Raw genomic sequence first — 19786 nt, forward strand, 5'->3', positions numbered from 1 at the left:
CGCTGCCTGGCGCCGGTTGCCTACCTGCGGGAGTTTGACGACATGACCGACTACACCGTGCCAAAGATGAACGACGTCAGCGAAGGGGCACTCGACCTCGGTACAGTGGGTGAATTCACCCGTGCAGAGGTACAAAGAAGTGCCAGCTGGCACAACAAAGTGCTGAAGCTGTTTGTGCTCGACGAGCAGAACAAGGTGCTCTACGACGAGGTAAGGCCCACCCCGAACAACGACCGACTGGCGGTGTGGGAAAATATTGCGAAAAGCATATTGCTTGGCCGTGAGGGCCAACAACTGCGCGTGTATTACGAGGTCGACGGGGTGAAGTCGCAGGTACTGACACTCACCATCAAGGCGAACTTCGCTGCGCCCCTGACAGTCGACCTCAGCGGCCGCAACTACATCGTGTTCCGCACCGCCGCCGAGGTGCCCAGCCCGCCGCCAGAAGTGCCTGACTACGCACAGTTCACCCGCACCAACGCACAGGCCGTCAACTACGAAAGCAGCGACATCAACGTTGCCCGTGTCGACAGCAGCGGCAAGGTCAGCCTGCTGGGCAATGCAGAGGATCCGCCGGTCACCATTACCGCACTGGACGCTGCCGGTGCCTCGATCGGCAGCTACACACTGACGGTCCGAGGGGTCAGGGGGTTGTACCTGTTGAGCTACGACCACGAGCTGCAGGCCCCAGGCGCCGCACTAGCCGCCACCAGCTATGGCCTGGACGTGCCGACAGCCGACGACTTCAGTCGCTTCAGCGCTGTGTACGCGGCGGCAAAAGACGACCTCGCGGGCTATCTGAAGGCGCAGAACCTGGGCCTGCCGAACATGACGGAAAAAGGCTTTCTGGGTGCTACTGATACGAACGGCTCGCCCACCTACCTGGACCTGGCAACGCTGCAGGTAAGCAGTGCCAGCCCAAGCCAGAAAGGCTACGCGATGGGCATCAGCCAGCCCCACTGACTCCACGGCAGGAGCAACCGTTGATGGACGCAATCAGACGTACCTATGCGGCACTGGTGTTATGCGTTTGCGCGAGCATGTTCAATGCGCATGCAGACACTACCCAACCTCCGGACCCCACCCTTCGCCTGCCCGAAGTGGCAGCCTTGCAGGGCGCCGAGCTGGACCCTGAAAAGGTACCGGCCACGGGGCTGAACATCACCGTCCAGGGGGTTGATAACAATAACGCGGTAGTACTGGCGTTCCAGACCACCTTGACGATCTACCTTGCCGATGCGCAAGGCCAGGCGATCACCACGATCAGTTGGCCGATCTCGGCGCGCAATGCCGGCAAACCCGTCACCTTGCCGATCGAAAAGCGCTATGTCGACGCCAATGTCGGCAAGACCCTGCAGGTCTACTACACCGCGCAGGCGCCGCGCTCGGCGCCGCGCAGATCGGGCGTGGTCACCCTGCTGATCAAGGAAGGCTTCACTGCTGCACAGGCACTCAACCTGGCCAGCCGACGCTATGTCGTGTTCTTCGACGAGCACAACCTGGCCAGGACGCCACCGACCATTCCCGACTATGCCCGCTACACCCGTGCACAGCCAGGGGCCACCGGCTATAGCGTGGACAACACGGGCATTGCCAGGGTCGATCCCGATGGACAGGTCTCGGTATGGGGCAATGGCGACATCACCGTCACTGCGCAGAACGCGGCAGGGGCCAGTTCCAGCTACGTGCTCAGTGTGCGCGGCGTGCGTGAGCTGCGCCTGCTCAGCTCGGCGTATCGATCCACCTGGGCACAGGCGCAGGCCAAGGCCCGCGACGAGGGCTACACCCTGCCGAGCAACGAGGATTTCGAGGCGCTGGCACGGCTCTACCCATCGCCGGCCAACAGCCTCGCCGAGGCACTGAACCTGGCTCCGTACCGGGTGTGGGGCATAGGGTTGGGCGCACAGACGGCCGTGTACCTGGACCTCTACGACAACCTGGTCAGTTCCGAAGTCACGACAGAGTATGAGCTGGGCTACCCGGCCGGCATTCGTTGAACAGCGGCGCGCCATGGGAGGCGACCTGTATGAACGTTGCGAGCAAACTGATTTGTGGCATCGCATTGTGCATTTTGCTGGGCAGCGCTCATGCCGTCGGGAGCCCGCAGGTAGCGATGCAGTTGAATGCGCGCTATAGCAGCACACCGGCACAGTGCGTAGGACGCGCACCGGCCTTTGCCTGCAGCGGCGTGTTGCTGCGCGCAGTGCCAGCCAGCGACGTCGAAACGTTCTGGAAGAAAGACGATGCCGCGCAACTGGTTTTTCTGCGCAAGGACCGCGCCCTTGACGGGCTGGCAGCACCTTCGGGGTTCGTGCTGTTCGACCGGCTGACGGCCGTGGGCCTGGGCAAGCCGTATCAGGCCGACAGCAGTGCCGGTGGCGTGGTGGTCAGTACCTGGAATGCCCAGGTGCCCGCGCAATTGCCCATCCAGGCCATCTTCTACGACGTCACCCGGGCCGGTGCCCTGGCGGCAGCCCAACGCAGCCAGCGCGCCTACTTCGACGCCACGGCCCAGTGGTTGCCGGTGGTGCGCCTGCACCTGGGCGATGGCAATGGTCTGGTGTTCGGTTTCAGCCAGCAGGACCAACTGGACAATGGCTACAGGGTCACCCGGCGCCTCAACCAGCGTTACGCCGACACCCGGCCTGGCTGTATCAGCGGCCGCTCCGGGTTCGATTGCAACGGGGTGCTGTTGCGCTCGACAGGCACGGGCAACTTCAAGGCCTGGAATCCGGCCCCCCGTGCGCTGAAGAACGGCGGTGTGTCCTTCAGCTACCTGCGCAGTGACATGGCCATCAAGGTGGTGGTGTGGCCGCAAGGCTATCTGATTCGCGAAACCGCCGCCCCTGTAGTACACACCCTGCCTGCCGCATGCCTGTACGTCGCCGACGGCGCCACGCACGATGCGGTATCAACCAACACCTGCACCTTTCGTGGCTGGTGCGACGAAAAACAACCGCCCGTGAACAGCGTCGCCACCTGGTCCGCCTCCACTGCTGGGAATCGGTTCAGAAGCTGTGCGTTCCGCGCCGACGCCACGGCCTTGCAACTGATGGTCGAGATTCGCCAGAAAGTCCCGGGGCTAACCGGTTGGAATGAAATCATGGTCCCTACCTGGCCGCAGGACATTGCAGCGCAATTGCCGATCGAAGCGTTCTTCTTCAGCGCCACTGCGCATTACCTGGGGCAGGTGGGGGGTACCAACGGCCTGGCCGGGGGGCAGTCCTTCCAGCAGGACTACTTCAAGGAGACCAGCCGCTGGCTACCGCTGGTCAAACTGGACGTGCAGGCCGCCAATCGGCAGCCCTTCACCTATGACCCCGCTGTGCAGCAGCTCAAGTGAGGCGCACGCACATGGGCATCTTGAGACTGTGCGGTGTGCTGGCGCTGTGCGCCTGCCTTGCGCCGGTGCACGCGCAGGAAGGCACCCGCACGGCGCAGTGGCTCAATGCACGCTTCACCAACACGCCGGAACAGTGCGTGGGCAGAAGTCCTGCCTTCGCCTGCAGCGGCGTACTGGTGCGCAGCGTACCGCAGAGTGCGAACGCAGATTTCTGGACGCTCAAGGACGTTGCCGGCAGCGACCTGCGCTTTGTCTTCCTGCGCAACGACCGTAGCATGGCGGGCCTGGCGCTCGGGTGCGGCTACCTGTTGTTCGATGGTCTGAGCGCAGCAGCGCTTGGCAAGGCTTTTCAGGCTGTGCAAGACCCGGTATCGCCCGGGGCGGTCCTGGTGTCTGGCTGGCAGGCACAGGCGCCGGCGCAGCTTGCCATCCAGGCACTGTTCCATGACAGCGCGCAGGCCGGAGGCCTGCGCTGTGCTCAGCGCAATCAGTTGGCCTATTACCAGGCCACCGGCCTCTGGCTGCCGATCTTGCGGATTGCGCCTGGCGATCCGCAGGCACAGGTGTTCGGCTTCGCGCAGCAAGAGCAGCTCTACAATGGCAGGCGCGTGGCCGAGCGCCTTGAGCACCGCTATCGGGATGCCTTGGGCGGATGCCGCGACGGGCAGGCAGCCGCCTACTGTCGCGGGGTGCTGATCCGTGCAGTGAATGGCGCCTCCGGTTTTCACGCATGGAACCCCAGCAGCAACTCCGTGACACGCAACGGCGTGTCGTTCTCCTACATACGTAGCGATGTCGGTACGCAGCGCCTGGCCGGTACCGAAGGGCTCATCTACCGCGAGCTTGCAGCACCCGCACGCCATACACTGGTAATGCGCTGTGCCTACCCGGCCAATGCCAGTAGCAGTGTCATCCCCAACAGCTGCCGGGCCAGCTGCGCCTCGCAGAACATCAACAGTGTCAGCGCCTGGCGCAGCCGCTATGGCGCCAACCCCTTCAGCAGTTGCGCCTTCGACCCCAGTGCTGCGGCCTTCGAGTTGAGCATCGAAGTGCGTGCCCATAGCGGCGCCTGGAACGAAATCATCATCGCGTCCTGGCCGCAGAACATCGGCCCGCAGCTGACACTCGAGGCTGCATTCCTTATCCGTGGCAGTGGCGGGCTGAACGGTGCCCGGTACATCCAGCGCGATTACTACCAACAGGCCGGCAAGGTCATTCCTGTGCTACGGGTCGATCTGACGGCGGCCAACGGCCAGGTGTTCACCTTCGACCCCCTGGACCAGAACCTGTGACAACGCAAGGCATAGGGCATGGAGGTAACCAGGGGGCTTCACTGCGACCGACAAGCGCGGCAGCACGGTGAGCTACGAAGTGAAGGTGAGCAATCGTACCTGAAACCCTCTGCTGGCACTGCCTTCTCGGGGCGGGCGGGCGAGTACGAACCAGGCTATCCAAGCTGATATCCACTGATCGCAGCCACGCTGCCAAGGAGTCGACGATGAGGAACCTGATGCGTTCACTGTGCCTGGGCTGCACCTTTTGCCTTGTACAGGGTGCAGCGTACGCCCTTGGGGGGGCACAAACCGCCGCGCTGCTGAATGCGCGCTACGCCAGTACCGCGTCCCAGTGCGTGGGGCGCGCACCTGCCTTTGCCTGCAGCGGCATCGTGCTGCGCACGCTGATGCCCAACCAGGCCGAGAAGTTCTGGGTGCCTGACGCCGCCGAAGGCACCGACATGCGCTTCATCTTTGTGCGCAAAGACCATGTGCCGACGACATTGGGCTCGGGCGCGGGGTTTTTGCTGTTTGATCGCTTTACGGCGCTGGCCCACGGCAAGCCGTACCAGGCCACCCAGCCAGCGGCCAACCTGGGCGAGGTGGTGGTGAACGGCTGGAATGCGCAGGCGCCGGGGCAACTCGCGATCCAGGGCGTGTTCTATGACCCCGGGCAAGCCGGCAGTCTGTTGCGCGCCCAGAGCAGCCAACGCGATTACTTCCAGGCCACCGGTACATGGCTGCCGCTACTGCGCTTGCAGCTTGGCGAACCGCAGGGGCAGGTCTTCGGTTTCAGTCAGCAAGACCAACTGGACAATGGCTACCGGGTGGCGGCACGGCTCAACACACGCTACCTCGACACCGGCAATGGCGACGACACCTGCCGGGGCAATCGGGGCGCCTTCTACTGCCGTGGTGTACTGCTGCGCACGACCGATGTCGGCAACTTCCGTGCGTGGAACCCGAGCTCCAATTCGGTACGCGGCAATGGCGTGTCCTTCAGTTATTTTCGCGCCGACAGCAAGGTGCTGCGTACCTACAAGGCGCAGGGGCTGGTGATACGTGAAGAAGCGGCACCGGCGACCAGACCCTTGTCTCTACGGTGCGTGTACCCCTTCGATGGTAGCACTGGCGGGCGGGCCGATATGTGCGACTTCCGGCTTTCTTGCGCCTCAGCGGGGATCGATTCGGCAGCGGCATGGTTGGCGCGCTTCCGTGGCAGCCCATACTCAGGTTGTTGGTTCTCCCCGGCGGCGCAACAATTTCGGGTGGCCAACGAGATCCGCCAACAGCTCAACGATGGCCTTGGCTGGAATGAAATGGTTGTAGCGACCTGGCCCGCCGGTGCGCCGCTTGGATTGCCGCTTGAGGCGCTGCTCTACAGCAGGGCCAGTTACTTTGCGGGCGATGGCCTGGCAGGTGGCAAGCGGTTCCAGACCGATTACTTCGCCGATACGGGCCGTACCTTGCCGTTGCTTCAGTTGCACCCGATGCCCACAGATGGACGCCTGTTCACCTACGACCCGAACGATCAGGCCGTTCGGTAATCGACGCGACAGCGGCCAACCCACTGCCCCTGGTCAAGCTGGGCCGGCAGGACCAGAACGTCTGACCTGCCTGCCCCGTAACATTCATGTGAGGGGCGCCGAAGCGCCCTCGTCGGGGCGGCAGGTGTCTACCCGCGTTGGCTAGTGGCCGCTTCGCTCAACAAGGCTTCTGTGGCCCCCCAGCCCAGGCAGCCATCGGTGATCGATACACCGTAGCGCAGGGGGGCCTTGCCCAGTGCCTGGCAACCCTCGAACAAATGGCTTTCGAGCATCATGCCGATGATCGAGCGGTCACCCTGCAAGCGTTGCTGCAGCACCTGATTGAACACTTGAGGTTGACGCAGTGGGTCCTTGCCGCTGTTGGCATGGCTGCAGTCCACCATCAGACGTGGGCGGATGCCGGCCTTGTGCAGGCCCTGGCGTGCCTGCTCCAGGCTGGCGGCATCGTAGTTGGGGCCCTGGTGGCCGCCGCGCAGCACCAGGTGGGTATCAGGATTGCCGAGGGTCTCGACGATCGCCGGATGCCCCTGGGCATCCAGCCCGAAGTGGCGGTGGGCATGCGCGGCACTGCGGATGGCGTCGCAGGCGATGCCCACGCCGCCGTCGGTGCCATTCTTGAATCCGACCGGCAGCCCCAGGCCGCTGACCATCTCGCGGTGAATCTGCGATTCGGTGGTGCGTGCCCCGATGGCCGCCCAGCTCAGCAGGTCATCGAAGTAGCCTGCTGCCATCGGCTGCAGCAGTTCGGTAGCCACCGGCAGCCCCCGTTCGAGCATGCCCAGCATCAGCTGGCGGGACAGTGCAAGGCCACCCTGCATGTCATCGCTGCCATCCAGGTGCGGGTCGTATGCCAGGCCTTTCCAGCCCACCGTGGTGCGGGGCTTTTCGACATAGGCACGCATCACCAGCAACAACTGGTCATCAACCTGGCGGGAGAGGGCAGCCAGGCGTTCGGCGTATTCGAGGGCGGCGTGGGGGTCGTGTAGCGAGCAGGGGCCGACAATCACCAGCAGGCGATCATCCTCGCCGTCGAGAATCGCCTTCACCGCCTGGCGATGGCGCTCGACCTGGCCGCCAAGGGCGCTGGACAAGGGCAGTTGCTGCTTGAGCTGAAACGGGCTGGGCAGGCGCAGGTTGAGGCTACTGTTGGCTGCGACAGCTTGGGGTTGGGACAGGTTCAGGGCTTGGGTGGACGCTTGCATGGTCGGGTTTCCTTGGGCGGAAGGCGGGTTCGGTCCCGCGCCTTCGGCCCTAGCGAGATGTTCGATTTCGTGTCGGTGTTTGCGTGCCACCTGTACTGGACCGGTCGGAGGCGGCTGGCTGGCCCGAACGGCAGTGGCTAAATCGCCAGGCAAGGCTTTGGTAACGGTAATAGGTGCTGTGGTTCATGCTGCAATCCTCATCGATGTCGGTGGTGTACGGCGCCCAAAATAAAACCCCCGGTGGGCAGGGCCGACCGGGGGTTGAGTATTCTCGTGTTCGGCGGCCCTGGGAGTGGGCGCCGGTGTGGGTATCAGCGGCGCCTGTGGCTAAACCAATACCCAAAATAAAAGCCGCTGGCAGGCAGTGCCGCGCACGCAGGCACAGCCGCCAGGTGCGATACGCGACCTGTGTGCAGTGCTTGAGTGAGGGAAATAGACGACATGCTGTGCTCCAGTTGATTGCCCGAGCTTACTTCAGGCGCGCAACTGGATGCAACCGGCAAATGGCGTTAGGCTTGCGCCCGATTGCTGGCACCGGAGCGTTGTCAGCGCACGCCGCACAGACGTGCATACCACCACATGGAGTCTCCCGATGCATGTGAACGACTACACATCGGCCATTACCACCCGCACCACCGGTGCAAGCCCCCTCCCTACCAGCCTTGGCATCAACCATGGCAACAGCAGCAGCGCCAGGGCCCTGAATGCCTACGCCGGGCAGGACACCAGCAGTGTCTCCAACCTGGCCCGTCAACTGGCCGCAAGTGCCACCCGTGCCAGCGAGCGCGATACCGGCCTGAGCCATTCAGCACTCGGTGCGTTGGCCAGGACGCTGCTCGACAAGATTACCGGCGCTGCGTATTCGGCCAACAAGGCCGCCCACGACAAGGAAGTACCGGCCACCGATGACCCCGAGCTGCTGGCCCGGGCCGAACAGGCCACTGCGTTCGTGAACGCGACGCTGACCGTGGGCAGCAAGACCGTTGAAAACCCGTTCGCCGGCCTGTCGCGCGAGCAGCTGGCGCTGATCACCTACGATGACAGCGGCACCTTCACGGTCAACGAACGGCGCGCCGCGTTCGAGGAGACCACCCGCCAGGAGCAGGCGTGGCGTCGCGAGGTCAGCGACAAGGCGCAGCAGGAATACAACACCACCGGCCGCATGACGGACTTCTTCAAGCAAGTGCAGGCTCACTACAACAGCCTGCCGGCAATCGAGAAGGCTCAGTATCCGGCCGACTATGCGGCGCAGGTGCAACAGCACATCGATGCCGACATCAACTACAAGGCGCAGAACGCCAAGGACATGATCGTTCCCATGACCCTGGCCGAAACCCTGTTGACGATGGGGCCGGTGGGCAGCGGCAAGACCCTCGCGCTGCCCGGCGCCGGCTGATCAGCGCCGCAGATAGGCGGTAAAGTCGATATCGCCGGCACTGAGAATCGCCTGCACCCGATTGTGCACGTTGAGCTTGCGCAGAATCGCCGAGACATGGGCCTTGACCGTGGTCTCGGCGATATCCAGGTTGTAGGCGATCTGCTTGTTCGACTCCCCCTTGGTCATGCGCTCGAGCACCAGCAACTGCTTGCGGGTGAGCGCCTGCAGCAGCTCCGGGGCAAAGCCTGCATGCTCGCTCTGGTTGCGCCGGCCGGTGCTTTTTTGCGTGCGGATGATGTCGGGCGGCAGGTACACGTTGCCGTTGAGGATCTGCTCGATGGCATCGGTCATCTGCGAGCGCGGCGACGACTTGGTGATGAACCCCACCGCGCCATAGGTGATTGCCTGCAGCACCACCTGTTTGTCCTGCTCGGCCGAGACGATCACCACCGGGATCGTCGGCGCCTCGTTGCGCAGGTTGATCAGCCCGCCAAGGCCATGCATGCCGGGCATGTTCAGGTCCAGCAGGATCAGGTCCAGGTCGTCATGCTGGCCGGTCAGGCTCAGGGCGCTGTCCAGGTCGGCGGTTTCCATGACCTCGCTGCCAGGGAAGCCGTCAGTGATGACGTTGTGGATCGCTTCGCGAAACAGCGGGTGGTCGTCGGCGATCAGAATCTTGTACATGGCTTTGCACCTTATTGTTGTGGTTGACCGCTAGGCAGACAGTAGTCAGGGGAACGCTTCGGGTGTCGCGGGGTGTACCGGCAGCCCGGCATTCTCCCAGGCATCCAGGCCATCACGGTACCAGTACAGCCGCGTGTAGCCCAGTGCATCGGCGCGCTTGACCGCATTCCAGCTCAGCCAGCAATCGGAGCGACAGTAGAAGACGATGGCGCGCTGCTTGTCGCCATGGCTCAGGCGTTGCAGGTGGCGGCTGAAATAGCGGGCCCAGGCGGCGTCCAGCTGGCCATCGCCGGTGTTGGCCAGCCAGTGGCTGTGGGGGAGGTTGGCATGCGGCTCGCTGTCGATGAACCGTCCATGCAGCCAGGGGCGCTTGTACACGTCGATCAGCAACGGCGGGGGCTGCTGTTGCAGCAGAGCCTGCAGCTGCGCGGTATCGAGGGTCTGCGCCGGCGGCGCCTTATCGGGGGTAGGGCTGCGGTACAGGGTGGCGCGGTAGCCGTCGGCAGTGAACAGCGCCGTGTCGGCGCTGGCGGGCACCGCCAGGGTCAGGCAGGCAGAAGCGAACAAGGCACGCAGCAGCATGGTCGGCAGTCTCGTTTTTGTTATGCCTGGTATTACAGGCCAGTACTGGCGCTTTGTGAATGCGACCATCGACAGCGCGGGCAGTACCAAAGTAGTAGCGGCCGTGCTCGCCAGCGGCTCTAGCATGGGGTATAGCCACTACAGGAGTACTGCGCGATGGGCATCTTGCTGGTCGACGACCACCCGATGATCCGCCTGGGCCTGGCCCACTTTCTGGGCGAAGGGCTCAATGGCCTGCCAGTTCGCGAGGCCGGCAGCGGCGAGGAGGCCCTGCAGCAGGTGCAGGAGGAACTGCCCGGCCTGGTGATCATGGACTTCGACCTGCCCGGCATCAGCGGCCTGGAAACCACCCGGCGCCTGCGTCAGCGCCTGCCGCAACTGCGCGTGCTGTTTTTCAGCGAACACACCGAGCTGGGCCTGGTTCGCCAGGCACTGGACGCGGGGGCCTGCGGGTTTCTGTCCAAGGCGGCAGCGCCGGCGGTGGTGCTTGAAGCCGTGCGCCGGGTACTGGCGGGGCATGCCTACATCGAGCAACCGCTGGCCACCCAGCTGGCCTGTCAGCCGCACCCGGGGCAGGGTGGCGGCAATGCTCGCCTGCAGGGGCTGACCCAGCGCGAGATCGAAATCTTCCTGATGCTGGCCAAGGGCACGCCGACCCGGTTGATAGCCCAGCAGCTGTGCATCAGCGCCAAGACCGTCTCCAACTACCTGACCTTGCTCAAGAGCAAGCTGCAGGTCAGCTCCCATGCCGAACTGGTGCACCTGGCAATCGAAGCCGGCCTGCTGCGTATAGCGGCGTAGGCTGTGTACGCAGGCACCTAGTCCCAGGTGCTCGGGCAACCCTGGCAGCCTTCCATGTTGCTGTCCTGGAAGTTGGCGTAGTGCTGACGAGTGCCGCGCAGGTCGGCTTTCTCCAGGTTGCTTTCACCGAACTTGGCTTCCTGCAGGTTGGCATCGGCCAGGTTCGCCCCCACAAGGTCGGCCCTGCTCAGCCAGGTCATTTCCAGGTCGGCGGCTTGCAGGTTGGTATTGTGCAGCTTGGCGCCGGACAGGCGGGCAAACTCCAGGTAGGCGGCGCTGAGGTTGGCACCATTGAAGTTGGCGCCCTGGGCGTACATGCCCCAGGCCTGGACCGCGATCAGCGTGGCATCGGTGAAGTTGGCCACGCGCAGGTTGGTTTGCTGCAGGCTGGCACGGGTGAGGTTGGCGCCTTGCAGGTTGGCTTTCTCCAGGTTGGCCAGGTCGAGCTTGGCGTGACGCAGGTTGGCGCCACGCAGGTCGGCACCGGCCAGGTTCATCTTGCGCATGTCCTGGTTGTTCAGGTCGGCGTTCTGCAGGTTGGCGCCGGGGCACTGGCTTTCAGGCTGGATGATGCAGCCGTTGATCTTCAGCGGCTGTGGTTCCAGTTCGTCGTCGGCAGCAAAAGCCGGGGACAGGGCGACGGCGAGCACTAGGGGCAGATACTTCATGGGAATCTCCTTGGCAGTTTGGAAGCAGACGCGGGTCAAGCCCGCTCCCACAGGTTTGGTGATCCCTTGTGGTGGCGAACTTGACCCGCGAAAACGCTCAGATCAACGCTTGGCGGTCTTGGTATCCCAGGCCGGGATCTTGAACACCCAGAACGATCCACCCTGTGCCACCGGCTTGGTCAGCTCGGCCATGTCGCCACCCCACAGCGGTACTGCACCGCCGTAGCCGACGGTCACGCCGATGTACTGCTCGCCATCCTGTTCCCAGGTGATCGGTGGCGAAACGATGCCGCTGCCGGTCTGGAATTTCCACAGCTCTTCGCCGGTCTTGGCGTTGAAGGCCTTGAAGTATCCGTCGCCGGTACCGGTGAACACCAGGTTGCCCTTGGTGGCCAGCACGCCGGCCCACAGCGGCAGGCGCTCGTTGTGCTCCCACACCACCTTGCCGGTGGTCGGGTCCATCGCACGCAGCGAACCTACGTGGTCCTCGTACATGCGCTTGATGCGGAAGCCCATGCCCAGGTAGGCCGACCCTTTCTTGTAGTTGACCTCTTCGGTCCAGTATTCCTCTTTCCAGTGGTTGGCCGGTACGTAGAACAGGCCGGTGTCCTGGCTGTAGGCCATCGGGTTCCAGTTCTTGCCGCCCAGGAACGGTGGCGAGACTTCCACCGGCTTGCCCTTGGTTTCGCCTGGCAATGGCTTGGCAGGGCGCTGGCCTTCGTTTTCGACCGGGCGACCGGTCTTGAGATCGATGTGGCTGGCCCAGGTGATGTTGTCCACGAACGGGAAGGCGTTTTTCAGCTTGCCGTTGGTGCGGTCCACCACATAGAAGAAGCCGTTGCGGTCAGCGTGCGCGGTGGCCTTGTACTGCTTGCCGTCCTTGTCCTTGTAGTCGAACAGCACCAGTTCGTTGTTGCCCGAGAAGTCCCAGGCATCGTTCGGGGTGTGCTGGTAGAACCACTTGACCTCACCGGTGGTCGGGTCGACGCCGACCTGGCCCGAGGTGTACAGGCTGTCGAAGTCGTGCGGGTTGCCGTCCTTGGAGGTACGTGCCCAGGTGTTCCACGGGCCAGGGTTGCCGGCGCCGACGATGATGGTGTTGGTTTCGGGGTCGAAGCTTGCGCTTTGCCATGGGGCGCCGCCACCGTGGCTCCAGGATTCGACCTTGCCGGTCTCGGTGGTCGGATCGTCCGGCCAGGACGGCGCCTTGACGTCGCCGGTAGGGGTGCTGTCCTTGCCGTTCAGGCGGCCCATGTGGCCTTCGACGAACGGACGCATCCACACTTCTTCACCGGTTTCCGGGTCGCGGGCATACAGCTGGCCGACCACGCCGAATTCGTCACCGGAGCTGCCGTGAATCAGCAGCACCTTGCCGCTCTTCTGATCCTTGATCAGGGTCGGGGCGCCGGTCATGGTGTAGCCGGCGCTGTGATCGCCGAATTTCTTGTTCCATACCACCTTGCCGGTGTCTTTGTTCAGCGCGATCACGCGGGCATCGAGGGTGCCGAAGTAGATCTTGTCGCCGAAGATGGCAGCGCCACGGTTGACCACGTCACAGCACGGACGAATGTTGTCCGGCAGGCGATGGTTGTAGGTCCACAGACGCTTGCCGGTCTTGGCATCCAGGGCGAACACCCGCGAGTAGGAGCCGGTGACGTAGATCACGCCGTCGTTGATGATCGCCTGGGATTCCTGGCCGCGTTGCTTTTCGTCACCGAAGGAGTACGACCAGGCCGGGGTCAGCTTGAACACGTTCTTGTCGTTGACCATGGCCAGCGGGCTCCAGCGCTGGGCATTGGTGCCCATGCCGTACTGCAGCACGTTCTGGGTGTTGAGGTGGTCGTTGGCGATGTCTTCCCAGGTCACCGGCTTGGCGTTGGCCGCCGGTGCCAGGGCCAGGCTCGAGACCAGCAGGACGGCCTGCACAGCCATGGACAGTGGGGAAAGCGCGGCGGGTAACGATCTTATTGTCATAGTGGGTGTTCCCAATGGAGGTTTTGTGCCTGCCTAGACTGGATCGTCGCCGCCTGCGCAGATACGGAAAAACTCCCGCCCTGAGCGGGAAAATGTCCCAGTCGGCGCATGATTTGGCACTGCCCCACAAGCCCTACTACCAAGGGAGTAGCACGCGACCACCAAAGCAGCATGGGGGCGCTGGAGTGCGCTTTCTAAGATGCCCGGCAGCACCCCGGTATCGCGAGGTGCCTGCGTGCAAACCGTACAGACAAAGCAGTCGAGGGCAGAACAATGACAACAGTGAAAAACGCCTGGATGAGCGCCGTGCTGATGGCCGGCCTGATGAGTACCGGGGCGGTGTTCGCCCATGGCAACGTGACCCCGTCGGCGGTCAACACCGGCACCCTGGAAAAACTCGGTGACGAGTGGCGTGAAACCAACCCCTACCGCAACGGCCCCAACCATGACGAGGCAGTGTCCATCGGCGCCTCGGCCTACAACCAGAACTGCGCGGCCTGCCACGGCCTGGAAGCCAAGTCCGGTGGCATCGCCCCCGACCTGCGCCTGCTGGACGAGGGCGAGGCGGGCGATGAATGGTTCGTGGAGCGGGTACGCAACGGCGCGGTGCGTGACGGGCGCGTGTACATGCCCAAGATGGCCGACTACCTGAGCCAGGAAGCGTTGTGGGCGGTGCGTACCTACCTTGACAGCGTGCACATCGAGGAATAGGCCATGCGCCGGGTACCGTTGCTGTTGGCCGCGTTGCTGCTGGCCGGCCCGGCCTGTGCAATACAGCCGGGTGCCGATCCGGTGCCGTCGGTGATGTGGGAGTTCTATCGCAAACAGTGGCTCCAGGATGAGCCCTACGTCTTTGATGAGCGCGTGCGGGTGATTGCCCCGCCATTCGCCGAGGACGCTCGACAGGTGCCGTTGCAGGTCGATGCCCGGGCGTTGCCGGGCAAGGTGCAGCGCATACTCGTATGGGCCGAACTCAACCCGATACCGCGGGTCGTCGATTTCCATCCCGGCCCGCAGGTTCTGCCGTGGCTGGCTGTGCGCATACGCATCGAGCAGGCCACCCCGCTGCGGGCGGCCGTGCTGACCGATGACGGTACCTGGCACATCGGTTCGAGCCTGATCGATGCCGCCGGCGGTGGCTGCACGGCGCCCAGCGTGGTACGCAGCCAGCCCGGCTGGGAAGAGCGTCTGGGCCAGGTACTGGGTGCACGCTACCCGCGCGAAGCCTTCAGCCGCGTGCGCCTGGACGTGTCGCACCCGATGGATAACGGCCTGACTGGCGGCATCCCCGAATTCTTCATCGAACACGCCGAGCTGTTCGATGCCAAGGGCCAGTCGCTGGCCACCCTCGAACTGTTTCCTGCCGTGAGCGAGAACCCCAGCCTGGGCTTCGACCTGCTCAACCAGGGGGCTACCCGCCTGGTGCTGCGTGACAACAACGGCAACCAGTTCGACGCTGCCATCGAGTGAGGACCGTGATGCGAGTACTGTTGCTGTTGCTGGCGTGTGTCAGCCTGCCGAGCCTGGCCGACCTGGACTATCGCCTGGCGCCGCGCCAGATCGCGGCCGGCACCTATGTGCTGGAGGGCAGCACCGAGCACTTCTCCCGTACCAACGGCGGCAACATCGTCAACACCGGTTTCATCGTCACCGAGGCTGGCGTGGTGGTGATCGACAGCGGTCCGTCGCTGCGCTATGGGCAGGCCTTGCGCAAAGCCATCGAAAGCGTCACCGACCAGCCGGTGGTGCAGGTGCTGCTGACCCATCACCACCCCGATCATGCGCTGGGCAGCCAGGCCTTTGCCGGTGTGTCTGTCGGTGCACTGCCTGGCACCACGCAGTTGCTGGAGGAGCAGGGTGATGGCCTGGCCGAGAACATGTACCGCATGGTGGGTGACTGGATGCGTGGCACCCAGGTACGCCTGCCCGACCAGCCGGTGGCGGCGGGTGAGCGTGCGTTCGGTTCGCACCGGCTGCGGCTGCTGGCCTTGACCGGTCACAGCGGTGCCGACCTGGCGGTGTTCGACGAGAAGACCGGAGTGTTGTTTGCCGGCGATCTGTTGTTCTACCAGCGTGCGCTGACCACGCCCAACACCCCTGGCCTGGCGGTGTGGCTACAGGATCTGCAGCGGCTCGAGGCGCTGCCGTGGAAGGTGCTGGTGCCGGGGCACGGCCCGCTGGCCACGGACCGTGCGCCGTTTGCGCAGATGGTTGATTACCTGGGGTGGCTGGACAAGGTGATGCGTGAGAGTGCGGCGCAGGGGCTGGACATGACCGAGGTGATTGCCACGCCGATACCCCAGCGGTTTGCGGGCATAGCGTTGAGTCAGTACGAGCTGATTCGCAGCGTGAGCCATCTGTACCCGCAGTATGAGCGGCAGGTGCTCAAACGGGTGGATCGCTAGAAGGTCTGGGGCCGGGCCAACAAGGCTGACAGGCCATGGTGGCCCGGCATCACATCAAACCGCGCCTTTACAACGGATAGTGCTTCAACTCCCGCGCAATCAGCATGCGCTGAATCTCGCTCGAGCCCTCATAGATCTGCGTGATCCGCGCATCGCGGTAGTATCGCTCCACGGGGTAGTCTTCCAGGTAACCATACCCACCATGCACCTGGATGGCCTTGGAACACACCCGTTCGGCCATCTCCGAAGCAAACAGCTTGGCCTGCGAAGCCTCGCTCAAACACGGCTTGCCCGCACTGCGCAAACGCGCCGCATGCAGTATCAACAACCGCGCCGCATTGAGTTGCACCTGCATGTCGGCCAGCAGGTTGGCCACACTCTGGTGCTCGTTGATCGGCTTGCCGAACTGGATGCGGTCACGCGAATACACCAGCGCCGCCTCGAACGCCGCGCGCGCAATGCCCAGCGCCTGAGCCGCAATGCCGATACGCCCGCCCTCAAGGTTGGACAGCGCGATCGCCAGGCCCTTGCCACGCTCGCCCAGCAGGTTGGCTGCCGGCACACGGCAGTTGTTCAAGGTCACCGCACAGGTGTCCGAGGCGCGAATGCCCATCTTGTGTTCGCTGCGATCGACCACGAAACCTTCGTTGTCGGTCGGCACCAGAAACGCCGACAACCCTTTCTTGCCCAGCTCCGGGTCGGTCACCGCAAACACGATCGCCAGGCCCGCGCGCCGCGCATTGCTGACGAACTGCTTGGACCCGTTGATCACCCACTCATCACCCACGCGCTCGGCACGGGTGCGCAGGTTGTGCGCCTCGGAGCCGGCCTGGGGTTCGGTAAGGCAGAAGCAGCCGATCACCTGGCCGGTGGCCAGACGCTCCAGCCAGGTCTGCTGCTGCAGGTCGCTGCCATAGGCGAGCAGGGGGCCGCAGCCAACCGAGTTGTGGATGCTCATCAACGCCCCGGTGGCGCCATCGCCGGCGGCAATCTCTTCCACCGCCAGTGCATAGGCCACGTAGTCGGTGTAGCTGCCGCCCCATTGCTCGGGCACCACCATGCCCAGCAAGCCCAGCTCACCCATCCTGGCCACCACGCCATCGTCGATCCAGCCGGCCTTTTCCCAGGCCTGAGCATGCGGGGCGATCTCGTTACGGGCGAAGTCGCGCGCCATGTCGCGGATCATGATCTGTTCTTCAGTCAGTTCCAGGTCTTGCATGTGCGTACTCCGGCCCTCACAGGCCTTCGAAGAATTGATCCACCCGCGAGCGTGAAAGCTCGGCGACGGTGGCGGGGTTCCAGCGAGGCTGCTTGTCCTTGTCGATGATCAGCGCGCGTACACCTTCGATCAGGTCGCCGTGCTCGAACCATTGCCGGTCCAGGTGCAGCTCCATCGCAAAGCAGTCCTCCAGGCTCAGGTGGCGCCCGCGGCGCAGCATCTCCAAGGTCACCGCCATCGCCAGGGGCGAGCGCGTGGCCAGCAGGTCGGCGGTCTTGAGTGCCCATTCGTGGCTGTCGCCGACGGTCACGGCACGCAGCTGCTCGATGATGCTGGCCACATCGGGCAACGCGAAGAAGTGGTCGATGGCCGGGCGCAGTGCAGCCAGGGGAGGGTTGTCCAGGGCCTGGGTGCCCAGCCTGGCCAGCACGCCCTGCAGGTCCTTGAGCGGGTGCTCGCTCCACTTGAGCGTGTTCAGGCGTTCATCCAGGGTGCTCAGCCTGGCGCTGTCGACGTGCCAGTCGGCCAGCCCGCAGTACAGCGCGTCGGCCGCCTGGATCTGCACGCCGCTCACCCCCAGGTAGGTGCCCAGTTCGCCGGGGATGCGCGACAGGAAATAGCTGCCGCCCACGTCCGGAAAGTAGCCGATGCCGGTTTCGGGCATGGCCAGGCGGCTGCGCTCGGTGACCACACGCAGCTCCGCGCCCTGGGCCAGGCCCATGCCGCCGCCCAGGGTAAAGCCGTCCATCAGGGCAACGATGGGCTTGCGGTAGTGATGAATGCACAGGTCCAGCGCGTACTCTTCCACGAAGAAGTCGCGGTGCAGGCTGTCGCCTGCCTTGAAGCTGTCATGCAGCGAACGGATGTCGCCGCCGGCGCAGAAACCCTTGGGGCCTTCGCCACGCAGTACCACTGCGTGAACCTGCGGGTCGACGGCCCAGGCGTCGAGCTGCTGCTGCAGCTGACGCACCATCGGCAAGGTCAGGGCGTTGAGGCCGGCGGGGCGGTTGAGGGTCAGATGGCCTACATGGTTGCGTACGGTAGCCAGTACGTTGGTATCGACCGGGGAATGCGCTTGCGCGGTCATCGCTGTCTCCCTGCTTTGTTATTGATTTTCCACATGATTTGTCGCGCCGTGGAGATGAATTCAAGGATCGTCGGATCGTAACAGTGCAATTTTGCCCATTACAATCGACAAAACTGCAGTGCCTGTCTGCATTTTTGCATGGTGGTCTCGGCCATCCGGAGCGGGTGCTGGCACTTTAGCCTTGTGACACTGGCGGACACAGGATTAGTTCCCCGGTGCCTGGCACCTCGCGCCTCGCCAAAGCAGCAGCGCCTTGCCCCCAAGGCAGCGTAGGGCGCGCGGCGCCGCTTTTCGATAATCGCCTCCGACAACCGTCCACCCGTTTGCGGAGAGCGTCATGCACAACAATAAGAATGCCCATACACGTTTCCTGCCCTTGGTGGCGAGCCTTGCCGCGCTGGGCCTGACCCCGCTGGCCCAGGCCGAGATCATGCTGTACGACAAGGACGACACGACCTTTTCCACCGACGGCTACATCAACGCCTTCTACGTCAACAGCAAGGTCGACCGTGACGGCGAGCAGTTCGACCGTCGCCAGTCCCGGGTCAAGATGGGCTTTCTGCCCAACTACCTGGGTTTCAACATGACCCGTCAGATCGACGACCTCAAGCTGGGCGGGCGCGCTTCGTTCTGGGTCACCATCAACGACAGTGAAACCAACGGCACCGACACGGCCATCGACGTGCGTCAGTTCTACGGCACCGTGACCAATTCGGAGTGGGGCGAGGTACTGATCGGCAAGGACTTCGGCCTGTTCGCCCGTTCCAACATCCTGCTCGACGAGTTGCTGGCCGGCTATGGCCAGGTCAGTGACACCCTCGGCCTGGTGGACGGTGGCGGCGTATCGTTCGGCAACATCGGCACCGGCTACCCGTACCCGTTCCCCACTGCGCAGATCACCTACCGCACCCCGGTGATGGATGGCCTGCGCATCGCCGTGGGCATCATGGACCCGGTCGATACCAACGATGACAGCGCGGTGGGCAAGGCCTACCAGAAGAATCCGCGCACCGAGAGCGAGATCACCTACCAGTTCGACCTGGGGGGAGCCAAGATCTACAGCTGGATCAACGGTGGCTACCAGACCTCGGACAACACCGACCACAACGTCGACTCGGTGACCTCCAAGGGCCTGGGCTATGGCGTACAGGCCAAGATGGGCGCCTTCTCGCTGACCGGTTCCGGCTTCACCGCCAAGGGCATCAACCCGTTCTTCACCAACAACGCCGGGGAAGCCACCTTGCGCGAGGTCGACAGCAAGGGCTACCTGATGCAGGGCTCGTACAAGTTCGGCAAGAACCGCCTGGCGTTGTCGTACGGCAAGACCAAGGACGACGGCAACGGCGCGGTCAACACCGGCGCCGACTACGAGACCCGCGGCATCGCGCTGTTCCGCGACATCAATGCCAACCTCACCCTGGTAGCCGAATACAACCAGTTCGAAATCCGCGGGCATGAGGGCAGCAGCCAGAACGAAGACACCGATACGCTGGCCCTGGGTGCCGTGCTGACCTGGTAAACCGCGTCGCCCCCTTCGCTGGCAAGCCGGCGCCCACAGCGATGCCACTGTTCTTCATGTCAGTGGCAAACCTGTGGGCGCCGGCGTTCCAGCGAAAGGGCAC

The 19786-nt window shown here is 63.9% G+C and carries 18 protein-coding genes; 11 read left to right on the forward strand and 7 right to left on the reverse strand.

The genetic code is table 11. The features are described 5' to 3' along the window. Positions 1 to 42: 42 nt before the first annotated feature. From CR917_RS13140 to CR917_RS13160, 5 genes are all read left to right on the forward strand, one after another. The gene (locus CR917_RS13140) at positions 43 to 963 is read left to right on the forward strand and encodes a hypothetical protein (RefSeq protein ID WP_104572440.1); all 921 of its coding nucleotides are present in this window, start codon (positions 43 to 45) and stop codon (positions 961 to 963) included. Between the two features lie 23 nt (positions 964 to 986). After that, on the forward strand, positions 987 to 1997 hold the full coding sequence (locus CR917_RS13145) for a hypothetical protein (RefSeq protein ID WP_104572441.1): 1011 nt from the start codon (positions 987 to 989) through the stop codon (positions 1995 to 1997). Between the two features lie 116 nt (positions 1998 to 2113). Then, on the forward strand, positions 2114 to 3343 hold the full coding sequence (locus CR917_RS13150; protein WP_104572442.1) for a hypothetical protein: 1230 nt from the start codon (positions 2114 to 2116) through the stop codon (positions 3341 to 3343). Between the two features lie 11 nt (positions 3344 to 3354). Then, a complete protein-coding gene (locus CR917_RS13155; RefSeq protein WP_104572443.1) occupies positions 3355 to 4635 on the forward strand; it encodes a hypothetical protein in 1281 nt (426 codons plus the stop codon). A 206-nt stretch (positions 4636 to 4841) separates the two neighbouring features. Then, positions 4842 to 6164, forward strand: coding sequence for a hypothetical protein (locus CR917_RS13160; RefSeq protein ID WP_104572444.1), 1323 nt, complete (start codon positions 4842 to 4844; stop codon positions 6162 to 6164). 128 nt (positions 6165 to 6292) lie between these two features. On the opposite strand, the gene CR917_RS13165 is transcribed toward CR917_RS13160, so the two are convergent. Next, the gene (locus CR917_RS13165; RefSeq protein ID WP_043860165.1) at positions 6293 to 7366 is read right to left on the reverse strand and encodes a 3-deoxy-7-phosphoheptulonate synthase; all 1074 of its coding nucleotides are present in this window, start codon (positions 7364 to 7366) and stop codon (positions 6293 to 6295) included. A gap of 592 nt (positions 7367 to 7958) precedes the next feature. Between CR917_RS13165 and CR917_RS13170 the strand changes: the two genes are divergently transcribed. Next, positions 7959 to 8762, forward strand: a complete 804-nt coding sequence (locus CR917_RS13170) for a hypothetical protein (RefSeq protein WP_100632773.1) — start codon at positions 7959 to 7961, stop codon at positions 8760 to 8762. Here the strand turns inward: CR917_RS13170 and CR917_RS13175 are convergent, their stop codons facing one another. Next, positions 8763 to 9428: a response regulator transcription factor gene (locus CR917_RS13175; RefSeq protein ID WP_043860164.1), complete on the reverse strand. Its 666-nt coding sequence runs from the start codon at positions 9426 to 9428 to the stop codon at positions 8763 to 8765. Positions 9429 to 9473: 45 nt separating this feature from the next. Further along, positions 9474 to 10010, reverse strand: a complete 537-nt coding sequence (locus CR917_RS13180; RefSeq protein ID WP_104572445.1) for a PQQ-dependent catabolism-associated CXXCW motif protein — start codon at positions 10008 to 10010, stop codon at positions 9474 to 9476. Positions 10011 to 10166: 156 nt separating this feature from the next. Here CR917_RS13180 and CR917_RS13185 point away from each other — a divergent pair, with 156 nt between their 5' ends. After that, complete coding sequence (locus tag CR917_RS13185) at positions 10167 to 10811, forward strand: response regulator transcription factor (protein ID WP_043860162.1); 645 nt, start codon at positions 10167 to 10169, stop codon at positions 10809 to 10811. Positions 10812 to 10828: 17 nt separating this feature from the next. Here CR917_RS13185 and CR917_RS13190 read toward each other — a convergent pair whose 3' ends face one another. Next, positions 10829 to 11479: a pentapeptide repeat-containing protein gene (locus tag CR917_RS13190; RefSeq protein ID WP_043860161.1), complete on the reverse strand. Its 651-nt coding sequence runs from the start codon at positions 11477 to 11479 to the stop codon at positions 10829 to 10831. A 102-nt stretch (positions 11480 to 11581) separates the two neighbouring features. Continuing rightward, the gene (gene exaA, locus CR917_RS13195) at positions 11582 to 13453 is read right to left on the reverse strand and encodes a quinoprotein ethanol dehydrogenase (protein WP_043860160.1); all 1872 of its coding nucleotides are present in this window, start codon (positions 13451 to 13453) and stop codon (positions 11582 to 11584) included. 273 nt (positions 13454 to 13726) lie between these two features. On the opposite strand from exaA, the gene pedF reads away from it, so the two are divergent. Genes pedF through CR917_RS13210 form a run of 3 tightly spaced genes read left to right on the forward strand, consistent with a single transcriptional unit; the run spans position 13727 to position 15858 of the window. Next, positions 13727 to 14164 carry a cytochrome c-550 PedF gene (pedF, locus tag CR917_RS13200; protein WP_043860159.1) on the forward strand — a complete coding sequence of 146 codons (438 nt, stop codon included), beginning with the start codon at positions 13727 to 13729 and terminating at the stop codon, positions 14162 to 14164. A 3-nt stretch (positions 14165 to 14167) separates the two neighbouring features. Next, the gene (locus tag CR917_RS13205) at positions 14168 to 14923 is read left to right on the forward strand and encodes a quinoprotein dehydrogenase-associated SoxYZ-like carrier (RefSeq protein WP_104572446.1); all 756 of its coding nucleotides are present in this window, start codon (positions 14168 to 14170) and stop codon (positions 14921 to 14923) included. A gap of 8 nt (positions 14924 to 14931) precedes the next feature. After that, complete coding sequence (locus CR917_RS13210) at positions 14932 to 15858, forward strand: quinoprotein relay system zinc metallohydrolase 1 (protein WP_104572447.1); 927 nt, start codon at positions 14932 to 14934, stop codon at positions 15856 to 15858. A 67-nt stretch (positions 15859 to 15925) separates the two neighbouring features. On the opposite strand, the gene CR917_RS13215 is transcribed toward CR917_RS13210, so the two are convergent. Both CR917_RS13215 and CR917_RS13220 read right to left on the reverse strand, forming a co-directional pair. Continuing rightward, positions 15926 to 17077 (reverse strand): acyl-CoA dehydrogenase family protein, encoded by a 1152-nt coding sequence (locus CR917_RS13215; protein ID WP_043860156.1) that lies wholly within the window; start codon positions 17075 to 17077, stop codon positions 15926 to 15928. Positions 17078 to 17093: 16 nt separating this feature from the next. Then, on the reverse strand, positions 17094 to 18164 hold the full coding sequence (locus tag CR917_RS13220) for an enoyl-CoA hydratase/isomerase family protein (RefSeq protein WP_043860155.1): 1071 nt from the start codon (positions 18162 to 18164) through the stop codon (positions 17094 to 17096). 337 nt (positions 18165 to 18501) lie between these two features. On the opposite strand from CR917_RS13220, the gene CR917_RS13225 reads away from it, so the two are divergent. Beyond that, complete coding sequence (locus tag CR917_RS13225; protein WP_043860154.1) at positions 18502 to 19683, forward strand: porin; 1182 nt, start codon at positions 18502 to 18504, stop codon at positions 19681 to 19683. Positions 19684 to 19786: the final 103 nt, after the last annotated feature.

The sequence above is a fragment of the Pseudomonas sp. BRM28 genome (assembly GCF_002939405.1).
Lineage (GTDB): Bacteria > Pseudomonadota > Gammaproteobacteria > Pseudomonadales > Pseudomonadaceae > Aquipseudomonas > Aquipseudomonas palmensis.

Excerpts from the sequence above, each read along its gene's own strand:
- CR917_RS13210 (WP_104572447.1), top strand. The coding sequence starts at position 14,932 with ATGCGAGTACTGTTGCTGTTGCTGGCGTGTGTCAGCCTGCCGAGCCTG.
- CR917_RS13190 (WP_043860161.1), bottom strand. The coding sequence starts at position 11,479 with ATGAAGTATCTGCCCCTAGTGCTCGCCGTCGCCCTGTCCCCGGCTTTT.
- CR917_RS13185 (WP_043860162.1), top strand. The coding sequence starts at position 10,167 with ATGGGCATCTTGCTGGTCGACGACCACCCGATGATCCGCCTGGGCCTG.
- CR917_RS13175 (WP_043860164.1), bottom strand. The coding sequence starts at position 9,428 with ATGTACAAGATTCTGATCGCCGACGACCACCCGCTGTTTCGCGAAGCG.
- CR917_RS13170 (WP_100632773.1), top strand. The coding sequence starts at position 7,959 with ATGCATGTGAACGACTACACATCGGCCATTACCACCCGCACCACCGGT.
- CR917_RS13145 (WP_104572441.1), top strand. The coding sequence starts at position 987 with ATGGACGCAATCAGACGTACCTATGCGGCACTGGTGTTATGCGTTTGC.
- CR917_RS13150 (WP_104572442.1), top strand. The coding sequence starts at position 2,114 with ATGCAGTTGAATGCGCGCTATAGCAGCACACCGGCACAGTGCGTAGGA.
- CR917_RS13165 (WP_043860165.1), bottom strand. The coding sequence starts at position 7,366 with ATGCAAGCGTCCACCCAAGCCCTGAACCTGTCCCAACCCCAAGCTGTC.
- pedF (WP_043860159.1), top strand. The coding sequence starts at position 13,727 with ATGACAACAGTGAAAAACGCCTGGATGAGCGCCGTGCTGATGGCCGGC.
- CR917_RS13205 (WP_104572446.1), top strand. The coding sequence starts at position 14,168 with ATGCGCCGGGTACCGTTGCTGTTGGCCGCGTTGCTGCTGGCCGGCCCG.
- CR917_RS13160 (WP_104572444.1), top strand. The coding sequence starts at position 4,842 with ATGAGGAACCTGATGCGTTCACTGTGCCTGGGCTGCACCTTTTGCCTT.
- CR917_RS13155 (WP_104572443.1), top strand. The coding sequence starts at position 3,355 with ATGGGCATCTTGAGACTGTGCGGTGTGCTGGCGCTGTGCGCCTGCCTT.
- exaA (WP_043860160.1), bottom strand. The coding sequence starts at position 13,453 with ATGACAATAAGATCGTTACCCGCCGCGCTTTCCCCACTGTCCATGGCT.
- CR917_RS13180 (WP_104572445.1), bottom strand. The coding sequence starts at position 10,010 with ATGCTGCTGCGTGCCTTGTTCGCTTCTGCCTGCCTGACCCTGGCGGTG.
- CR917_RS13220 (WP_043860155.1), bottom strand. The coding sequence starts at position 18,164 with ATGACCGCGCAAGCGCATTCCCCGGTCGATACCAACGTACTGGCTACC.
- CR917_RS13140 (WP_104572440.1), top strand. The coding sequence starts at position 43 with ATGACCGACTACACCGTGCCAAAGATGAACGACGTCAGCGAAGGGGCA.
- CR917_RS13225 (WP_043860154.1), top strand. The coding sequence starts at position 18,502 with ATGCACAACAATAAGAATGCCCATACACGTTTCCTGCCCTTGGTGGCG.
- CR917_RS13215 (WP_043860156.1), bottom strand. The coding sequence starts at position 17,077 with ATGCAAGACCTGGAACTGACTGAAGAACAGATCATGATCCGCGACATG.